Genomic DNA, 16,789 nt, shown 5'->3' on the forward strand with positions numbered 1-16,789 from the left:
GGGCGGAGAAGGCATGGCGTCGCGTAAGGGAATTTTTACGACGATATGGTTATCAAGACCCTAGCTCGTTGTTTTCGGCTGGTGCTTCGGCCCCCGTCGGCCAAGCGATACGTGTCGCGCTCACCTACGGAATTGCCATGCGTCGATTTCTCTTCGTCCTCCTCTCGACAGCCGTCCTTGCGACGGGCTGCACCTCGACAAGCTATGATTTCATGTCGACAGGATCGATCAGGAAGCCGAAGTTCCAGGATACGGATCCTCAGGATTTCGGCGCGAACCACCCCGACCGCCACGAGATCCATGGCATCGACATTTCCAAATGGAACGGCGACATCGACTGGGCAACCGTGAGGCGCAGCGGCGTATCCTTCGTCTTCATCAAGGCGACCGAAGGCAAGGACAGGATCGATCCGGCGTTCGACACGAACTGGCGCAATGCGGCTCAGGCCGGCCTTGCCCACGCGCCCTATCATTTCTACTATTTCTGCTCGAGCGCCGACGAACAGGCCGACTGGTTCATCGCCAATGTGCCGAAGGCGGCAAGCAGCCTGCCGCCGGTTGTCGATGTGGAATGGAACCACACCTCGAAAACCTGCACGACGCGACCGGCGCCGGAGACCGTGCGATCCGAGATGAAGCGCTTCATGGACCGGCTGGAGGCCTATTACGGCAAGCGGCCGATCATCTACACCTCGGTCGATTTCCACCGCGACAATCTCGTCGGCGCCTTCAAGGAATATCATTTCTGGCTGCGGTCGGTGGCGGCCCATCCGGCCAAGATCTACGAGTCGCGGCCGTGGGCTTTCTGGCAATACACCTCGACGGGCGTGGTCCCCGGCATCAAGGGCGGCACGGATATCAATGTGTTTGCCGGCACCGAAAAGAACTGGCGCGCATGGCTCGCCTCGGCTGACCGTTAACGGTAATCATACCCCGCCATTGACCTTGACCGGTCCTTGCCCATCTTCGGTCACAAATCTCGCCGACATGGGACTTCTACCCGTCAAAGGAACGTTTTGAATGCCTGCTGCTTCCGCTCGTCCGCTCTTGCTTGCCCTTGCCCTCACTGGTCTTCTGGCGCCATCCGCCTTTGCCCAGACCGCGGCCCAAACCGCGGCACAGATCGCGCCGGCCTGTGGCGGCGACCTGCCGACCTTCCTGCAAGGCGTCAAGGCCGAAGCCGTATCCATGGGCGCTTCGGCAGAGGCGGCCGATAGGGCGCTTGCAGGGGCTGCGATCGATCAGAAAGTCCTCTCCCGTGACCGCGCCCAAGGCGTATTTCGCCAGACCTTCCTCGAGTTTTCGCAGCGCACCGTGAGCCAGGCCCGCCTCGATATCGGCCGCCAGAAGATGCAGCAGTATGCGCAGGTCTTTCAGCGGGCCGAGAAGGAGTATGGCGTCGCACCCGGCGTCATAACCGCCTTCTGGGCCATGGAAACCGATTTCGGCGCGGTACAGGGCGATTTCAACACGCGAAATGCCCTGGTGACGCTGTCGCATGATTGCCGCCGCCCGGAACTGTTTCGCCCGCAACTGCTGGCGCTGATCGAGATGGTGCAGCATGGCGATCTCGATCCCGCGACCAATACGGGCGCCTGGGCCGGCGAGATCGGCCAGGTGCAGATGCTGCCGAAGGATATCATCGCTCATGGCGTGGATGGCGATGGCGACGGCCATATCAATGTGAAGACGAGCGCTCCGGACGCCATCCTGACGGCCGCCTCCTTCATCAAGAGCCTTGGCTTCAAACCCGGCGAGCCGTGGATCCAGGAAGTCGAACTGCCGGAAAGCCTGCCTTATGAGAAAAGCGGCCTCGGTAACGAGATGCCGGCGTCGGAATGGTTCAAGCTCGGCGTCAAGCCGCGCGACGGCAATACGGCCTTTGGCGCGCTGCCGGCCGCCCTGGTTCTGCCGCAGGGTCGCAAGGGTCCGGCCTTCATCACCTATCCGAATTTTGCGATCTATCTCGCCTGGAACCAGTCATTCATCTACACGACCTCGGCCGCCTATTTCGCCACCCGTCTGGCGGGCGCGCCGCCCTATGCCAAGGGCAATCCGGAACCGGGCCTCAGCATCGAGGAGATGAAGCTCCTGCAGACCAAGCTCGACGGCATCGGCCATGACGTCGGCAAGATCGACGGCATTTTGGGTTCCGGCACGCGCGTCGCCGTCCAGAAGGCGCAGCAGAAGCTCGGCATGCCCGCCGACGGCTGGCCGACCGCCGCGCTGCTGAACGCCCTATAAGGTCATTCAGTCCGCCCAGGACTCATCGACATCGACCAACAAAAGACCTCCCGCAGTTTCCCCGGGAGGTTTTTTTAGGTGCGCAGATGAGGCAAATTCGGCCTCTGCCATCACGCAATGTGACAGTTCTTAACAGGGGATCCAGATTTATTCACGAATGGTAAACCCTGTCCGTTAAAGAATTTTCTCTTGCATATCAACTACTTGAGCCGGCGCTCTGGAAGCTGGCACCGAAAGCGCTGCCGCACTGCAGCACATTATTTGCTTTCCAAGCCTGCAAAAATGCACTTACATCGGAGCTGTTAACGCAAGGAGACAGACATGGGACACGTACATTCCTTCAATGTCATTCTCGTCGGTGCAGCGTTTGTGTTCGTGGCATGCATGCTTTTCGTCTGACAGGGACGAAGAACAATCACTAAGGCCACGGTTGGGCTGACCGTTTCAAAAGTCGTTTAAAAGATCCGGCTTCACACCCCTGGAAGGACGATGCTTTCGCCCTGTCCTGAAGTCCTGGCTCAGGCCGCCGCCCCGGCCTGGGCCTTTTCCGTCTTGGCATAGCCCAGACGATCCAGAACGGCGCTGGTCAACGCCGCCCGGTTCATCGTGTAGATATGGAATTCGCCAAGGCCGCGGCGCATGAGGTCTTCGATCTGTTCGGCAGCCACGTCGGCGGCGACCTTCGCGCGCTCTTCCGGCTTGTCGTCGAGGCCCGCGAAGCGCTCATCGAGAAACGACGGCACGCTTGAGCCGCAACGGCCGGCAAACCGCTTCAGCTGCGTCAGGTTCTGGATCGGCATGATGCCGGGAATGACCGGAATGGTAATGCCCGCCGCACGCACCTGCTCGAGATAGCGCTCGAACACGTCATTGTCGAAAAAGAACTGCGTCAGCGCCCGGTCGGCGCCGGCATCGGCCTTGCGCTTCAGCATCTCGATATCACGGGCGACATTAGCGCTTTCCGGATGCTTTTCCGGATAGGCCGAGACGGAAATCTCGAAACCGCCGATCTCCTTCAGGCCCACCACCAGCTCCGCCGCATTGGCATAGCCCTTCGGGTGCGGCACATAGGCGGTGCCGATGCCGGCTGCCGGATCACCCCGCAGGGCCACGATGTGACGCACGCCGAGCTGGCGCAGGTCCTCGATCACCTGATGCGTTTCTTCCCGGTCCGCATCGACACAGGTGAGATGCGAGGCCGTTGCCAGTCCCATGTCGTCAATCATCCGCTTGACGGTGGAGAAGGTCGGCGCCTTGGTGGTGCCGCCGGCGCCGTAAGTCACCGACACGAAGTCCGGTTCATAGAGCGACAGCGCATCAACGGTCTGCCAGAGCTGATCCTCCATCTCCGGCGACTTCGGCGGGAAGAATTCGTAGGAGAGCCGGAAGGGCTGGGCCTTGCGGGACAGGGGGGCGACGGTGCTCATAGCTCGATTTCCGACAGAAGGGATTTGCGGGGGGCGGCTTTTTCCATCGCCGGCACATTGAGGGCCTGTGCCCTGGAACCGAGAGGCGATGTGGCAAGCCAGATGGTGACGGTCAGCGCGGAGGCCGGCTTTTGCGACTTCGGCTGAAGATCGATGATCTTCCCGACGGTCAGGCCAAGCTTCTCCAGCCACTCCGTCACCGTCTGGTGGGAAAAGCCGAGACGAAGATGCGCGTGTTCCTCACGCAGGTAATCAAAGGCATGCGGGGCCAGATCGACGATGACGAGGCGACCGCCGGGGCGCAGCACGCGGGCCGCCTCGGCAATGGCGCGCTCGGGCTCGTCGAGGAAGTGCAGCACCTGATGGATGGTGATGAGATCGAAATCCCCCGCCTCCAGCGGCAGGTTGAAGATATCGCCGTGGCGAACGCTCGCCTTGACGATGCCGGCCTTGTCGAGATTGGCGCGGGCAACCGCCAGCATGTCGCGGCTCGCATCAATGCCGACCGCCCGCCGGTAGTTCGCCTCCAGAAGCTGCAGGATCCAGCCGGTGCCGGTGCCAAGGTCGAGGAGCGCATCGACATTGTCGGGCCCCAGCGTTTTCAGGAGCGCGGCCTCGACATCGGCATCGCTTACATGCAGGCGGCGCAGTTCGTCCCATTCGGACGCGTTGCGGCTGAAGTAGGCCTGCGCCCGCTCCGCCCGCGCCCGCTTGACCGTTGCCAAGCGCTCGCCATCGCGGGCAAGAACCGGATCGGCCGCATCGACGGCGGATAGAAGATTGGTCGCAACGACAGCCGCCCGTCCGTCCTGCTTTAGCCGGAAATAGGCCCAGGCGCCCTCCTGGTAGCGCTCGATCAGGCCCTCTTCGGTCAGAAGCTTCAGGTGGCGGGAAATGCGCGGCTGGGACTGGCCGAGAATATCGGTGAGGTCACTCACCGTCAGATCCCCGCCGGACAAAAGCGCCAGCAGCCGGAACCGGGTTGGCTCCCCCGCCGTCTTCAAAATTCCCACCAGACTGTCCAGCGGCAGACCCATCGCAACAATCCATCCACAATCAACACATAAAGATATGTTTATGTGATTTTCAGCCGCGTGACAAGTCCAAACCCTGTGCCGGACATGAAAAGGACGGCCTGCGCCGCCCTTTTCGAAAACTGCTGAAGGAGGTGTAAACACCGGTGTCGATTATGTAAACGCTGCGAAGCCAGCAAGGGCCAAGGCTTTCGCGCCTATGCGGCCCAGGCAGAGCCGCGCCCGGACGGCTGCCCCTGCACCCTTGCGGCACCTGACAGGCGGAAGCGAGACAAAAGATCGGACAGTTGCACGCTTTCCTGCGCAAGACCGGCACCGGCTGCATTCATTTCCTCGACCATCGCCGCGTTGCGCTGGGTGGCCTGGTCCATGTGATTGACGGCAGTGTTGACTTCCGCAAGCCCGGTCGACTGCTCGTGGGCGGCGGTCGCAATCGCATCCATATGCGCATTGATCGTCTGCACCAGCTGTTCGATGGCCGAGAGGCCCTCGCCCGTGTCGCTCACCAGCTTGACGCCTTCGGAGACGGCCGTGGTGGATTTGGAAATCAGCGCCTTGATCTCCTTGGCGGCATTTGCCGAGCGCTGGGCAAGCTCGCGCACTTCCTGCGCCACGACGGCGAAACCCTTGCCAGCCTCCCCCGCACGGGCAGCCTCCACACCTGCATTCAGCGCCAGAAGGTTGGTCTGGAACGCGATCTCGTCGATCACCGAAATGATCTGGTTGATCTGGTGCGACGATTCCTCGATGCGCTGCATGGCTGAAACCGCATTGCGCACCACGGAACCGGAGTGGTCGGCCCGCGTGCGGGCGTCACGGACGACGTCGCGTGCCTCGCTGGTACGCTTGGAGGTCGCCACGACATTGGCGGTGATTTCCTCAAGTGCGGCCGCGGTCTCTTCAAGCGATGCGGCCTGCTGTTCCGTGCGCTTGGCCAGATTGTCGGACGCGTCGGAGATTTCCTTTGAGCCGTTGGTGACTGTCGCCACCGAACCGCCGACGCTCAACAGCGCATCACGGAGCTGCCGCACGGAGGTATTGAAGTCTGCCCGCAGATCTTCAAACTGCGGCGCAAGCGGCGTTTCGATCTCGCACACCATGTCCCCGCCGGCCAGACGGCGCAGACTTGCGGCAAGCGTTCCGGTTGCCTGGTTGAGACGCTCCTCGGCTTCTGCTTCGGCGCGCGCCTGCAATTGCGCACGCTCGGCTTCCATGCGCTGGCGGCTGGTCACGGCTTCGGCTTCCAGCTGCCCGTTGCGGATGGCCGCCTGGCGGAACACTTCCACCGATTGCGCCATGTGCCCGATTTCGTCTGACCGATCGGTAAACGGAATGGAGCGGGACGAATCGCCGCCTGCCAGATCCGTCATCGCGGTGCCGATCCGGCGGATGCGGGCGGCAAGGCCGCGGGTTGTCGCCACGCTGAAGACGATGACCAGGACGACAAACGCCGCAAGGCCGCCGATGACAATCAGCATCTGGCTATGGGCCGCCGTCAGCCGCGCCTGCGTCGCGTCCAGCATCATCTGCCCGTTGTCGCGGATCACGCCGCCCACGTAGTCGCGACGCTTGGCCGTGTCACTCAGCCAACCGTCGAAGGCTTCGGGGCCTCCCTTGTAGTCCTCGAGGGATTCCATGGCTTTGATCTGCCCGGCAATCCTGCCGCCTTCCGGCGTCTGGAAGAAGTCATCGAAACGGGCGATGATTTTTGGAGACGCATGTTCCCGGAAGGGAGCGTCGTAGGTCCGCATCTGGGTGAGCGCACCGGCCAGGCGAATAACATCCGATTTGCCGAGACTGCCGTTGCGGATATAGACTTGGCCCATGCGGGCGAGAATGAGATAGCCCTCATTCACCTTCATCAGCGCGTGATGACCGCGAATGTCGCCGGACAGGGCAAGATCCGTGGTGAGGTTGGCACTGCGCAAAGCCAGGGCCAGGCCGGCGGATGCCACCGGCTGCGCATAGCGAAGCGGCAGGATCGGATCATTTTCGCCGGCATCCAACTTCTGGCGGTATTCGGGAATGCGCGAATAGGTGTCCGTAAGCTTGCCGCGCATTTCGCGGGTGATCGGGTCATTGAACCCATAGGATGCCAGAACATCCAGCTGGTCCATCATCTGCTTGTAGGTCGCATCGGATTTTTCGCGGATCTTCTGCTTTTCGGGCGCGCTGGTCGGTGCCGCTTCGAGCGGCATCGTCATCATCAACTCGCCACCGGCAAAGGCAAGCCCGGCGAAGGCTTCCGCCCTCTGCAACTGCCTGTAATTTTCATAGTTCCTCGCACCGAGCATCCCACCGAGGCCGACTGCCGCCGCAAGGGGAACAAGAGCCAGCAAAGACAGAGTTTTGCGAAATGAAAGCTTTCCGAGTGGCGACAACGCACCCTCCTCCGTTGCATCTCCACGAGAAGCCTCATGCTCGCCGGGCGGGAATCGTCTGCCGCTGCCAATCATGGCAGTCCATTTCACTGGAAAATAAAACGGAAACACTACAAATCTGTATACATTTGAAGTCTATCTCTAAAAGGGGATTTGAAGTCACAAAGTCACTCCGTTCCATATTTTTGAGACCATCAAAAGGCGACGCATTCCGGCATAACAACGCACAGGATCATGCGCCGCTATAGTGAAGCGACATGAGCGGGAAATTTTGAAATCGCAATGAAAACAAAAGCCCCGCATGCTGCAGCGCAACACACGGGGCTTTTTATTGTTCACGAACCGTTGCCGGCTTCACGAGCCGGAAGGCATGACCCTGCGGCAACCGTCACCCGCTGATCGCGAGTGACGATCAAGCCGGTCAGGATCAGCGCGTCAGGCGCTTGTAGGACTGGCTGCCCGGGTTCAAGGCATCGGCGCCCAAGCGGCGAACCTTGTCCTGTTCGTAATCCTCGAAGTTGCCTTCGAACCATTCAACATGGCCGTCCCCTTCGAAGGCGAGGATATGCGTCGCCAGACGGTCGAGGAACATGCGATCGTGGCTGATGATGATGGCGCAGCCGGCAAAGGCTTCGAGCGCGCTTTCGAGCGCACCCAGCGTTTCCGTATCGAGGTCGTTGGTCGGTTCGTCGAGCAGCAGCACGTTGCCGCCAGCCTTCAGCATCTTGGCCAGATGCACGCGGTTGCGCTGGCCACCGGAGAGATTGCCGACCTTCTGCTGCTGGTCGCCACCCTTGAAGTTGAAGGCACCGCAATAGGCGCGCGAGTTCATGTCGAACTTGCCAAGCTTGATGACTTCGGCACCGCCGGAGATTTCCTCCCAGACCGTCTTGTTCGGGTCCAGCGAATCGCGGCTCTGATCGACGTAACCGAGATGGACGGTGTCACCGATGCGGATCGACCCGGCGTCCGGCTGTTCTTGGCCGGTGATCATCTTGAACAGCGTCGACTTGCCTGCCCCGTTCGGACCGATGATGCCGACGATGCCGCCCGGCGGCAGCTTGATCGAGAGATCGTTGATCAGGGTGCGGCCTTCAAAACCCTTCTTGATGCCTTCGAGCTCGACGACAACCTGTCCAAGGCGCTCGGACACCGGAATGATGATCTGCGCATCGCCGGGCCGGATGTTTTCCGCCGCATCGACCAGCTGTTCGTAAGCCTTGATACGGGCCTTCGATTTGGCCTGACGGGCCTTCGGGCTGGAGGCAATCCATTCCTGTTCGCGCGACAGAGCCTTCTGGCGACCGGCTTCGTCACGGGATTCCTGCTGCATGCGCTTGGCTTTTGCCGTGAGGTATGCCGAGTAGTTGCCTTCGTAGGGAATGCCGCGGCCGCGGTCGAGCTCGAGAATCCAGCCGGTGACGTTGTCGAGGAAGTAGCGATCGTGGGTGATCATCATCACGGCGCCCGGATAGGCGCGCAGGTGCTTTTCGAGCCAGGCGATGGTCTCGGCGTCTAGGTGGTTGGTCGGTTCGTCGAGCAGCAGCAGGTCCGGCTGCGACAGAAGCAGGCGGCAGAGCGCGATTCGGCGACGCTCACCACCCGACAGAACCGTTACGTCCGCGTCCTTTGGCGGGCAGCGCAGCGCTTCCATCGCCATCTCGACCTGCTGTTCCAGATCCCACAGGTTCTGGCTGTCGATGATGTCCTGGAGTTTCGCGCCCTCTTCCGCCGTCTCGTCGGAATAGTTCATCATCAGTTCGTTGTAACGGTCGAGCACGGCCTGCTTGTCGGCCACGCCTTCCATGACATTCTCGAACGCGGTCTTGGCCGGATCGAGATGCGGTTCTTGCTCGAGGTAACCGACGGTGGCACCATCGGCCAGCCAAGCCTCACCGGTGAACTCCTTATCCTGGCCTGCGATGATGCGCAGTACGGTGGACTTACCGGCGCCGTTCGGCCCCAGGATACCGATCTTGGCATCCGGGTAGAAGGACAGGTTGACGTTTTCGAGGATCTTCTTTGCGCCGTAGGCCTTGTTGAGCCCGGACATGTGATAAATAAACTGACGTGCCATTGGGATAATTGCTCCGGCGTCTTTGGGGGTTTGGACGCTATCTAGGCGAAACGGGCCGCCGGAGCAATGCGGCAAGCGGAGGAAGAGTGCATGTTCGAGACAGTTAATCGGCTGAAAAGCCCATCCGGCGCCGATCTTGCCGTGCGACATGCGCCCGCCGAGGGCACGCCCCGCGCCATCCTGCACATCTGCCACGGGCTTGGCGAGCACAGTGGCCGCTATCAGCCGTTTGCCCGCTTCATGGCCTCCTCCGGTTTTCACGTCTATGCCCATGACCACCGCGGCCATGGGCTGACGAAGGCGCCGGATGCGCCGCAGGGGCGCTTTGCCGGCACGGACGGCGTCGATAAGGTGATTGAAGACGTCAAGGTCGTCAGCGATCATGCCGCGGCCACTCATCCGGGCCTGCCGATCCTTCTCTTCGGCCATTCGATGGGTGGGCTGATTGCGCTCAACACCGTGCTCTCCCACCCGCGCGCCTATCAGGGATTGGCCGTTTGGAATTCCAACTTTGCCGTCGGGGCCGCCGGACGGCTGGCGCAGGTGGTTCTGAAGACCGAGCGGGCGCTGAAGGGATCCGACGTGCCGAGCCTCATCCTGCCGAAACTCACCTTCGACACCTGGGGCCGCGCGATGCCCGACCACCAGACGAAAGCCGACTGGCTGTCGCGCGACCGCGCCGAAGTTGCCGCCTATCTTGCCGATCCGCTCTGCGGCTTTGATATTTCCATCTCGCTGTGGCTCGACGTGTTTTCCTTGAGCTTTCGCGGCACGCAGGCGCCGCTTCTTTCCCGGCTGAAGAAGGATCTGCCGATCCATCTGGTGGGGGGCGGCCAGGACCCGGCAACGGAAGGCGGCAAGGCGATTTCCTGGCTGTCGCACCGGCTGGCCGCCAGCGGCTTTTCGCGCGTGACGAAACGCATCTACCCCGAGATGCGCCACGAAACATTAAACGAGATCGGCCGCGAGGCGGCCATGCGGGAGTTTGCCGATTGGGCGGAGGCGAACCTTTCCACACCGGCGGCACCTGCCGTTGCGGGAATGACCTCATGACTAGATATCAAGTGCCGCAACCGGGTGGTGACGGTATGAGGGAGATGGAAGGAAGGCGTCTGTTGTGACGCGCGGCCCCTCACCCCGCCTCCGCTTCGCGCGGCAGACCTCTCCCTCGGGAGAAGGCTTGGCCGCAGGGCGGATGAGGGGGACTACCGAGGCAACAGCAATCTTCCTGTTGGGACACCAACTGATACCGCAGCATGCGTAGACCGGCGAGAAGACATGACCAGCGAGACCCACAACAAACCACCCCTCAACGGCATCCGCGTGATCGAACTGGCGCGCGTGCTGGCGGGCCCCTGGGCGGGCCAGATGCTGGCCGATCTCGGCGCCGACGTGATCAAGGTGGAAAACCCCAATGGCGGCGATGATACGCGCGGCTGGGGGCCGCCCTTTGTCGAGAGCAAGGACGGCGAGAACCTGTCTGCCGCCTATTACCATTCCACCAATCGCGGCAAGCGCTCTATCGCGGTCGATTTCTCCACGCCCGAGGGTCAGGAGATCGTGCGCCAGCTCGTCGCCGACGCCGATGTCTTCATCGAGAATTTCAAGCTCGGCGGCCTGAAGAAATACGGCCTCGACTATGACAGCCTGAAGGCCATCAACCCGCGCCTCGTCTATTGCTCGATCACCGGCTTCGGCCAGAACGGCCCCTATGCCAGCCTCGCCGGCTATGACTACATCGTGCAGGGCATGTCCGGCTTCATGTCGGTCACGGGCGCGCCGGACGGAGAGCCGATGAAGGCCGGGGTTGCCATTGCCGATATTTTTACCGGCATCTATGCCGTCACCGCCATCCAGGCAGCCCTCATCCACGTGATGAAGACCGGCGAAGGCCAGCAGGTGGACATGGCGCTGCTCGACGTGATGTCGGCGGTGCTTGCCAACCAGAACATGAATTATCTCGTCTCGGGTGCGGCGCCCGTGCGGCTCGGCAATGCCCATCCGAACATCAGCCCCTATGAGGTTGTGCCGGTTGCCGATGGCCACCTCATTCTCGCCGTGGGCAATGACGGCCAGTTCCGTCGGCTCTCGGCCATTCTCGGCATCGAAGCCTTTGCCGACGATCCCCGCCATGCCACCAACAAGGCGCGCGTGGCCAATCGCGACAGCGTGCGCGCGGCCGTGATTGCCGAGACGGTGAAATGGACCAAGGCCGATCTGCTTGCCGCCTGCGGCGAGAATGCCGTTCCGGCCGGCCCGATCAATTCCGTGGCGGAGATGTTTTCCGATCCGCAAATTGCGGCGCGTGGCCTTCGCATCGACCTTGAGGCAGAGGACGGCACGACGATCCCAGGTGTGAGGACGCCCATCGTGCTCTCCAGAACACCTCTCTCCTATCACCGACCAAGCCCGGCGCTGGGCGAGCACACCGGCGCGGTTCTGGCAGAACTCGACAGACGACAGAAGGAAAGACAGATCCCATGAAGACCGGCGGTCAACTCATTGTCGAGGCCCTGAAGGCAAATGGCGTCCGGCGCGTGTCCTGCGTGCCCGGCGAAAGCTATCTCGCCGTGCTCGACGCGCTCTATGACAGCGGCATCGAGGTTCTGGTCTGCCGCCAGGAAGGCGGCGCGGCGATGATGGCCGATACCTGGGGGCGCCTCACCGGCGAGCCCGGCATCTGCATGGTCACCCGCGGCCCCGGCGCCACGAACGCCTCTGCCGGACTGCATGTGGCCATGCAGGATTCCATCCCGATGATCCTCTTCATCGGTCAGGTGCAGCGCGATGCCCGCGAGCGGGAAGCCTTTCAGGAGGTCGAGTACCGCCGCGCCTTTACCGAGTTTGCCAAATGGGTGGGCGAGATCGATGACGCCCGGCGCATCCCGGAATTCGTCACCCGCGCCTTTGCCGTCGCGACCTCCGGCCGCCCCGGCCCCGTGGTGCTGACGCTGCCGGAAGACATGCTGCGCGATCTGGTGGAAGCGCCGGAGGCCAAGCCTTACACGCGCGTCGAAAACCATCCGGGGCCATCGCAGATCCAGAAATTCGAGGCATTGCTGCGGGACGCACACCGGCCGATGGTCATTCTGGGTGGCACCGGCTGGTCGGAAGAGGCTGTCGCCGACTTCCGTCACTTTGCCGAACGCTTCCATGTGCCTGTCGGCTGCTCCTTCCGCCGCCAGATGCTGTTTGATCACACGCACAGCTCTTACGCTGGCGATGTCGGCATCGGCATCAACCCGGCGCTGTCGAAGGAAATCAAGGACAGCGACCTCATCGTGCTGCTCGGCAGCCGTCTGTCGGAAATGCCGTCGTCCGGCTATACGCTTCTCGACATCCCCTATCCGTCGCAAAAGATCGTGCATGTCTTCCCCGACCCGGAGGAACTCGGCCGCATCTACCGACCGGATCTTGCCATCTGCGCCGGTCCCGCCGAATTCGTCGCCGCCATCCGCGATTTGCAGCCGCCGGTCTCGCCGGTCTGGGCCGAACGCACAGCGGCCATGCATGATGCCTATCTGCGCTGGTCGACGCCGCCGGAAACCGGACCGGGTGACGTGCAGATGGGTCCGATCATGACCTGGATCGAGGAAAACACGCCGAAGACCGCCATCTTCACCAATGGCGCGGGCAATTACGCCACCTGGCTGCACCGCTTCCACCGTTTCCAGGCGTTCAACACCCAGTCGGCACCGACATCCGGCTCGATGGGTTACGGACTTCCGGCAGCGGTTGCGGCAAAGCAGCTGTTTCCCGAACGTGAAGTGGTTTGTTTTGCCGGTGACGGCTGCTTCATGATGCACGGGCAGGAATTCATCACCGCCGTACGTTACGGGCTGCCGATCATCACCGTGCTCGTCAACAACGGCACCTATGGCACGATCCGCATGCACCAGGAGCGCGACTTTCCCGGCCGCGTCAGCGGCACCGACCTCGTGAACCCCGATTTCGTCGCCTTTGCCGCAGCCTATGGCGGCCACGGCGAGCGGGTGGAAAAGACCGAACAGTTCGGCCCCGCCTTTGAACGCGCCCGCGCCTCCGGCAAGCCCGCCATCATCGAGGTGATGCTGTCACCGGAAGCGATTACCCCGACCCGCACGCTGAGCCAGATCCGCAACAAGAGCTGAGACCAAAAAAAACCGGCGCTTTCCAATGAAGCGCCGGGTTTTCTATTCTGAAATTGTTAGCGATGCTCAGGCCGCCCGCTGAATTCTCCCTTCTCCCCCGCGGGGAGAAGGTGCCGGAAGGCGGATGAGGGGGCGGCAGCCACAAACCCTGCGAACCGCCGCCCCCTCAAAAACCTCAGAGAGCAGCCGTGACGATGAACTCGACCTTGTAGTCGGGCGTTGCGAGCGGCGCACCGCTGGTCGCACGTGCCGGCGGGTTTGCCGGGTCGATCCAGGCTTCCCAGACGGCGTTCATTTCGGCAAAGTTGGCCATGTCCGAAAGATAGATGATCGTCTGCAGGATCTTGGACTTGTCCGTGCCGGCGAGCGCCAGCAGGCGATCGACTTCGGCAAGGGCCGACTTCGACTGTTCGGTCACGGACGTGCCTTCGCCAACCTGCCCGGCGAGGTAAACGGTGTTGCCGTGAACGACGGCGCCGCTCATGCGCTTGCCGGGTTCGATACGCTTGATGCTCATGGAATGCTCCTCATGAAAATGAGCGGGATGGAAACCGATGACGGTTTCGGGGAAGGACGATCAGCCGCGAATGTGCAGGCTTTTCTCGTAGATGGCCGTGGAACGGGCGCCCGAACGGCAATAGCCCAGCATGGGGCGCGGGAACTCGTCCAGCGCATCCACCATGCCCTGGACCGCTTCGGCATCGACGCCCATGCGGCCCACCGGCACATGCGAAATCTCAAGGCCCAGTTCGCGGGCCCGCGCTGCCACTTCGTCGAAGCTCGGCTGGCCGGGCTCCTCGTCGTCGGGGCGATTGCAGACGATGGACTTGAAGCCCAGGGCCTTGATGTCGTCGAGATCGGCGGGCGTGATCTGCCCGGTGACGGAATATTCGTCGTTGATCTGGCGAATGTCCATGATGTCGGCCTCCAGTGTTCAAAGAGGGTTTCAATTACGACGCCTGACAAAGGGCGTCAATGAAAACACGGGCGTTCAGGAAAAGCTGAAGCGAAGGGCGTAGTCGACGCTTTCGCCGGGTTTCAGCATCTGCAACTCGCCAGAGGCCGCAAGGTCCTCGCGGCTCACCCAGCGGTGCGACACCGGCTCGATACCCAGCACATGCGCCGGCGCCCGCTGGTTGCGCCAGACCTGCAGATGGGGAAGCGTATCGGTCCTGAAGCGCACCTTCAGCGTCACGCCTCCCAGTGCCGCGATCGGGCCCAGCATCACCTGCGCCCATTCCTCGCCGGCAATGGCAGCCGGCACGCAAAAGACGCCGCCCGGCTCCTCGCCAAAATTCCAGGGGAAGCCGCCACCCTCCAGCATCTGGCCGGAAAGGCGCACGTCGCCGTCAAACAGCCAGGCGCCGATATTCATGTGATACATATGAACCCTGGCGAATGGCGTGGTGCCGACATTGCTGACACGGTCGATGAGGCAGGTTTCCCCGCTTTCGCCATCCATGCGCACATGCCGCTCCAGAAGCGCGATGCCGCCGTCTGCCGTCTTGACGGTCACGCGCGCCTTGCATTCGGCAGTCTCGCCCTGCGCATCCCAGAACAGGATCTCGGCAGGATTGCCTGAATAGGATCCGTGAAGGGGATACTTACGGCCGCTGGCATCACCTTCGATCGCTTGCGGATGGCGGATGTGGTCCGGCCCGCAGGTAAACAGAAACCCCTCCAGCGAATGGTCGATGCGCGGATCGCCATCATCCGGAATGGCCCGTCCAGGCGCCACATCGATGCCGTTGACGTTGCAACTGCCGATATCCAGGACGCTGGTTTCGTCCAGAAACAGCTTTGGGCCCCGCCCCGCCACAAATGCCTTCATTCCATCCTCCATCAGCGACGCCTCAACAAAGCGTGACAAACTCTCAAAATTAAGTATTCGTTCACCACAATGGCCAATTCTTCCTTACTGGCGTCAAATTTGACCTGTCTGAGGAAGACCCGGCAATCGGGGAACGTGTCAGCGCGTGCCGCCGTTATACGTCGTAATCTCGAATCGGTGATATTGTGAAGTCCACTTCAGTGTTCAGCCTCAGTCTGGCTTTCCTCCTCTCGGTCGCGGCACTTTCGCCCGCAGCGGCCCAGGGCGCCTACGGTTCCCGCTCGGACACCGTCCTCGTGGCGCCGACCGGGGAAATCCTCGATTACATACCCGAAGCCGGCGAGGTGGTGATCAGCCGCGACCGCATGGGGCGACAGGTATTGATCGACCATTTCGGCAATGTGGTGGCAACGGAAATGCGCCGGGATACCTACCGCAACTCGGTCGATGGCGGCTACCCTTCCAGACCGCAGCGCGGCTATGGTTCGGCTTACCCGCCCCAGCCCACCTATTCGCGGCAGGACAATGGCGGTTACCGCGACTATCGCCAGTATCGTCAGGGTGAGCCGGGTGCCGTCACGGGCTCGATCCCGCGCGACAGCTCCATCGTGCGCCTGCCGCTCGATGCCGATGGCGCGATCCTCGACGACGGACAGGAAGAGGCCTCGCTCGAAACACAGCCGATGCCGCAGCCGAGCATCGTGCCGCGCGCCGAAAAGCCGGTGATGGCGATCACCAACAAGCCGCAGGCGGAAGTGACGGCGCTGCAGGTGTTTCTCGATCGCGAGGGCATTTCGCCCGGCGTCATCGACGGCCATCTCGGCGACAACGTCAACAAGGCGATTGCCGCCTGGCAGGAAATGACCGGCGAGACGCTCGACCCGAACAATTCCGAAGACATCATGCAGCGCCTCTCCTATTCGGGCGGACTGCCGATCGTCAATTACACGATCACGCCGGCCGATGCGGCCGGCCCCTATGTCGCCTCCATACCGGATGACTATGCCCACAAGGCGCAGCTGCCGGCCATGTCCTACACCTCCACCAGCGAGGCGCTGGCGGAACGCTTTCACATGGACGAAGGCTACCTGAAGGCGCTCAATCCCGGCGTCGACTTCTCCATCCCCGGATCGACGATCAAGGTTGTCAATCCTGGCCAACCGAAGACGGGAGATGTCGTGCGCGTGGTGGCCAACAAGGCGAAGAAGCAGGTGTTCGCCTACGGCGCCGATGGCAAGCTGATTGCCGCCTACCCTGCCACCATCGGCTCGTCGGACACCCCCTCGCCCACCGGCACCCATACCGTGCAGCGCATCGCGCTCAATCCGGGCTATACGTATAACCCAAAGATCAATTTCAAGCAGGGCGACAACGACCAGATCCTGCAGATCCCACCTGGCCCCAACGGCCCCGTCGGCACCGTCTGGATTGCCCTGTCGAAGCCGACCTATGGCATTCATGGCACGCCGGAGCCCTCCAAGATCGGAAAGACCAACAGCCATGGCTGTATCCGCCTCACCAACTGGGATGCGACGGAACTTGCCAAGATGGTGAAGCCCGGCACGGTGGTCGAATTCGTCGACTGAGGCTGGCGGCGGCCACACAGCCGAAATCAGAAAGGGCGCCTTCGCGGGGCGCCCTTTGTCGTTATAGCCATAAAAGGCG

Annotated in this window: 13 protein-coding genes; 6 read left to right on the forward strand and 7 right to left on the reverse strand. The window is 62.0% G+C overall.

All coding sequences use genetic code 11. From position 1 onward, the window contains the following. The first annotated feature begins 137 nt into the window (after window positions 1–137). Together ACEXP3_RS04745 and ACEXP3_RS04750 are read left to right on the forward strand one after the other, a co-directional pair. The gene (locus tag ACEXP3_RS04745; protein ID WP_377296240.1) at window positions 138–920 is read left to right on the forward strand and encodes a glycoside hydrolase family 25 protein; all 783 of its coding nucleotides are present in this window, start codon (window positions 138–140) and stop codon (window positions 918–920) included. A 100-nt stretch (window positions 921–1,020) separates the two neighbouring features. After that, complete coding sequence (locus ACEXP3_RS04750) at window positions 1,021–2,244, forward strand: lytic murein transglycosylase (RefSeq protein WP_377296241.1); 1,224 nt, start codon at window positions 1,021–1,023, stop codon at window positions 2,242–2,244. 518 nt (window positions 2,245–2,762) lie between these two features. Here ACEXP3_RS04750 and metF read toward each other — a convergent pair. The 4 genes from metF to ettA form a co-directional block, all read right to left on the reverse strand. Further along, window positions 2,763–3,671, reverse strand: a complete 909-nt coding sequence (gene metF, locus ACEXP3_RS04755) for a methylenetetrahydrofolate reductase [NAD(P)H] (RefSeq protein WP_377296242.1) — start codon at window positions 3,669–3,671, stop codon at window positions 2,763–2,765. Further along, complete coding sequence (locus tag ACEXP3_RS04760; RefSeq protein WP_210104563.1) at window positions 3,668–4,708, reverse strand: ArsR/SmtB family transcription factor; 1,041 nt, start codon at window positions 4,706–4,708, stop codon at window positions 3,668–3,670. The genes metF and ACEXP3_RS04760 overlap by 4 nt, the downstream gene beginning before the upstream one ends. A 194-nt stretch (window positions 4,709–4,902) precedes the next feature. After that, a complete protein-coding gene (locus tag ACEXP3_RS04765) occupies window positions 4,903–6,999 on the reverse strand; it encodes a methyl-accepting chemotaxis protein (protein WP_377296592.1) in 2,097 nt (698 codons plus the stop codon). A 514-nt stretch (window positions 7,000–7,513) separates the two neighbouring features. After that, window positions 7,514–9,163 carry an energy-dependent translational throttle protein EttA gene (gene ettA / locus ACEXP3_RS04770; protein WP_377296243.1) on the reverse strand — a complete coding sequence of 550 codons (1,650 nt, stop codon included), beginning with the start codon at window positions 9,161–9,163 and terminating at the stop codon, window positions 7,514–7,516. Between the two features lie 90 nt (window positions 9,164–9,253). On the opposite strand from ettA, the gene ACEXP3_RS04775 reads away from it, so the two are divergent. The 3 genes from ACEXP3_RS04775 to ACEXP3_RS04785 all read left to right on the forward strand — a co-directional run bounded on the left by ACEXP3_RS04775 (window position 9,254) and on the right by ACEXP3_RS04785 (window position 13,293). Continuing rightward, a complete protein-coding gene (locus ACEXP3_RS04775; protein ID WP_377296244.1) occupies window positions 9,254–10,216 on the forward strand; it encodes an alpha/beta hydrolase in 963 nt (320 codons plus the stop codon). Between the two features lie 225 nt (window positions 10,217–10,441). Further along, window positions 10,442–11,647, forward strand: coding sequence for a succinate--glutarate CoA-transferase (gene caiB / locus ACEXP3_RS04780; RefSeq protein ID WP_377296245.1), 1,206 nt, complete (start codon window positions 10,442–10,444; stop codon window positions 11,645–11,647). Continuing rightward, entirely contained in the window at window positions 11,644–13,293 is a 1,650-nt protein-coding gene (locus tag ACEXP3_RS04785; protein ID WP_377296246.1) for a thiamine pyrophosphate-binding protein, read from the forward strand. Before caiB ends, ACEXP3_RS04785 begins: the two co-directional genes overlap by 4 nt. Before the next feature lie 175 nt (window positions 13,294–13,468). Here ACEXP3_RS04785 and ACEXP3_RS04790 read toward each other — a convergent pair whose 3' ends face one another. The 3 genes from ACEXP3_RS04790 to ACEXP3_RS04800 all read right to left on the reverse strand — a co-directional run bounded on the left by ACEXP3_RS04790 (window position 13,469) and on the right by ACEXP3_RS04800 (window position 15,124). After that, on the reverse strand, window positions 13,469–13,810 hold the full coding sequence (locus tag ACEXP3_RS04790; protein WP_210104556.1) for a RidA family protein: 342 nt from the start codon (window positions 13,808–13,810) through the stop codon (window positions 13,469–13,471). 60 nt (window positions 13,811–13,870) lie between these two features. Next, the gene (locus ACEXP3_RS04795) at window positions 13,871–14,209 is read right to left on the reverse strand and encodes a protein tyrosine phosphatase family protein (protein WP_377296247.1); all 339 of its coding nucleotides are present in this window, start codon (window positions 14,207–14,209) and stop codon (window positions 13,871–13,873) included. Window positions 14,210–14,284: 75 nt separating this feature from the next. After that, window positions 14,285–15,124: a DUF4432 family protein gene (locus ACEXP3_RS04800; protein WP_377296248.1), complete on the reverse strand. Its 840-nt coding sequence runs from the start codon at window positions 15,122–15,124 to the stop codon at window positions 14,285–14,287. Window positions 15,125–15,309: 185 nt separating this feature from the next. Between ACEXP3_RS04800 and ACEXP3_RS04805 the strand changes: the two genes are divergently transcribed. Then, window positions 15,310–16,710 carry a L,D-transpeptidase family protein gene (locus tag ACEXP3_RS04805; RefSeq protein WP_377296249.1) on the forward strand — a complete coding sequence of 467 codons (1,401 nt, stop codon included), beginning with the start codon at window positions 15,310–15,312 and terminating at the stop codon, window positions 16,708–16,710. Window positions 16,711–16,789 lie beyond the last annotated feature (79 nt).

Origin of the sequence: Neorhizobium fuzhouense (assembly GCF_042611105.1) — a bacterium.
In the GTDB taxonomy this organism is placed as follows: domain Bacteria; phylum Pseudomonadota; class Alphaproteobacteria; order Rhizobiales; family Rhizobiaceae; genus Neorhizobium; species Neorhizobium galegae_A.

Bases quoted from the DNA above. Each gene is read 5' to 3' on its own strand.
- ACEXP3_RS04745 (WP_377296240.1), top strand. From the start codon at position 138: ATGCGTCGATTTCTCTTCGTCCTCCTCTCGACAGCCGTCCTTGCGACG.
- ACEXP3_RS04750 (WP_377296241.1), top strand. From the start codon at position 1,021: ATGCCTGCTGCTTCCGCTCGTCCGCTCTTGCTTGCCCTTGCCCTCACT.
- metF (WP_377296242.1), bottom strand. From the start codon at position 3,671: ATGAGCACCGTCGCCCCCCTGTCCCGCAAGGCCCAGCCCTTCCGGCTC.
- ACEXP3_RS04760 (WP_210104563.1), bottom strand. From the start codon at position 4,708: ATGGGTCTGCCGCTGGACAGTCTGGTGGGAATTTTGAAGACGGCGGGG.
- ACEXP3_RS04765 (WP_377296592.1), bottom strand. From the start codon at position 6,999: ATGCTCGGTGCGAGGAACTATGAAAATTACAGGCAGTTGCAGAGGGCG.
- ettA (WP_377296243.1), bottom strand. From the start codon at position 9,163: ATGGCACGTCAGTTTATTTATCACATGTCCGGGCTCAACAAGGCCTAC.
- ACEXP3_RS04775 (WP_377296244.1), top strand. From the start codon at position 9,254: ATGTTCGAGACAGTTAATCGGCTGAAAAGCCCATCCGGCGCCGATCTT.
- caiB (WP_377296245.1), top strand. From the start codon at position 10,442: ATGACCAGCGAGACCCACAACAAACCACCCCTCAACGGCATCCGCGTG.
- ACEXP3_RS04785 (WP_377296246.1), top strand. From the start codon at position 11,644: ATGAAGACCGGCGGTCAACTCATTGTCGAGGCCCTGAAGGCAAATGGC.
- ACEXP3_RS04790 (WP_210104556.1), bottom strand. From the start codon at position 13,810: ATGAGCATCAAGCGTATCGAACCCGGCAAGCGCATGAGCGGCGCCGTC.
- ACEXP3_RS04795 (WP_377296247.1), bottom strand. From the start codon at position 14,209: ATGGACATTCGCCAGATCAACGACGAATATTCCGTCACCGGGCAGATC.
- ACEXP3_RS04800 (WP_377296248.1), bottom strand. From the start codon at position 15,124: ATGAAGGCATTTGTGGCGGGGCGGGGCCCAAAGCTGTTTCTGGACGAA.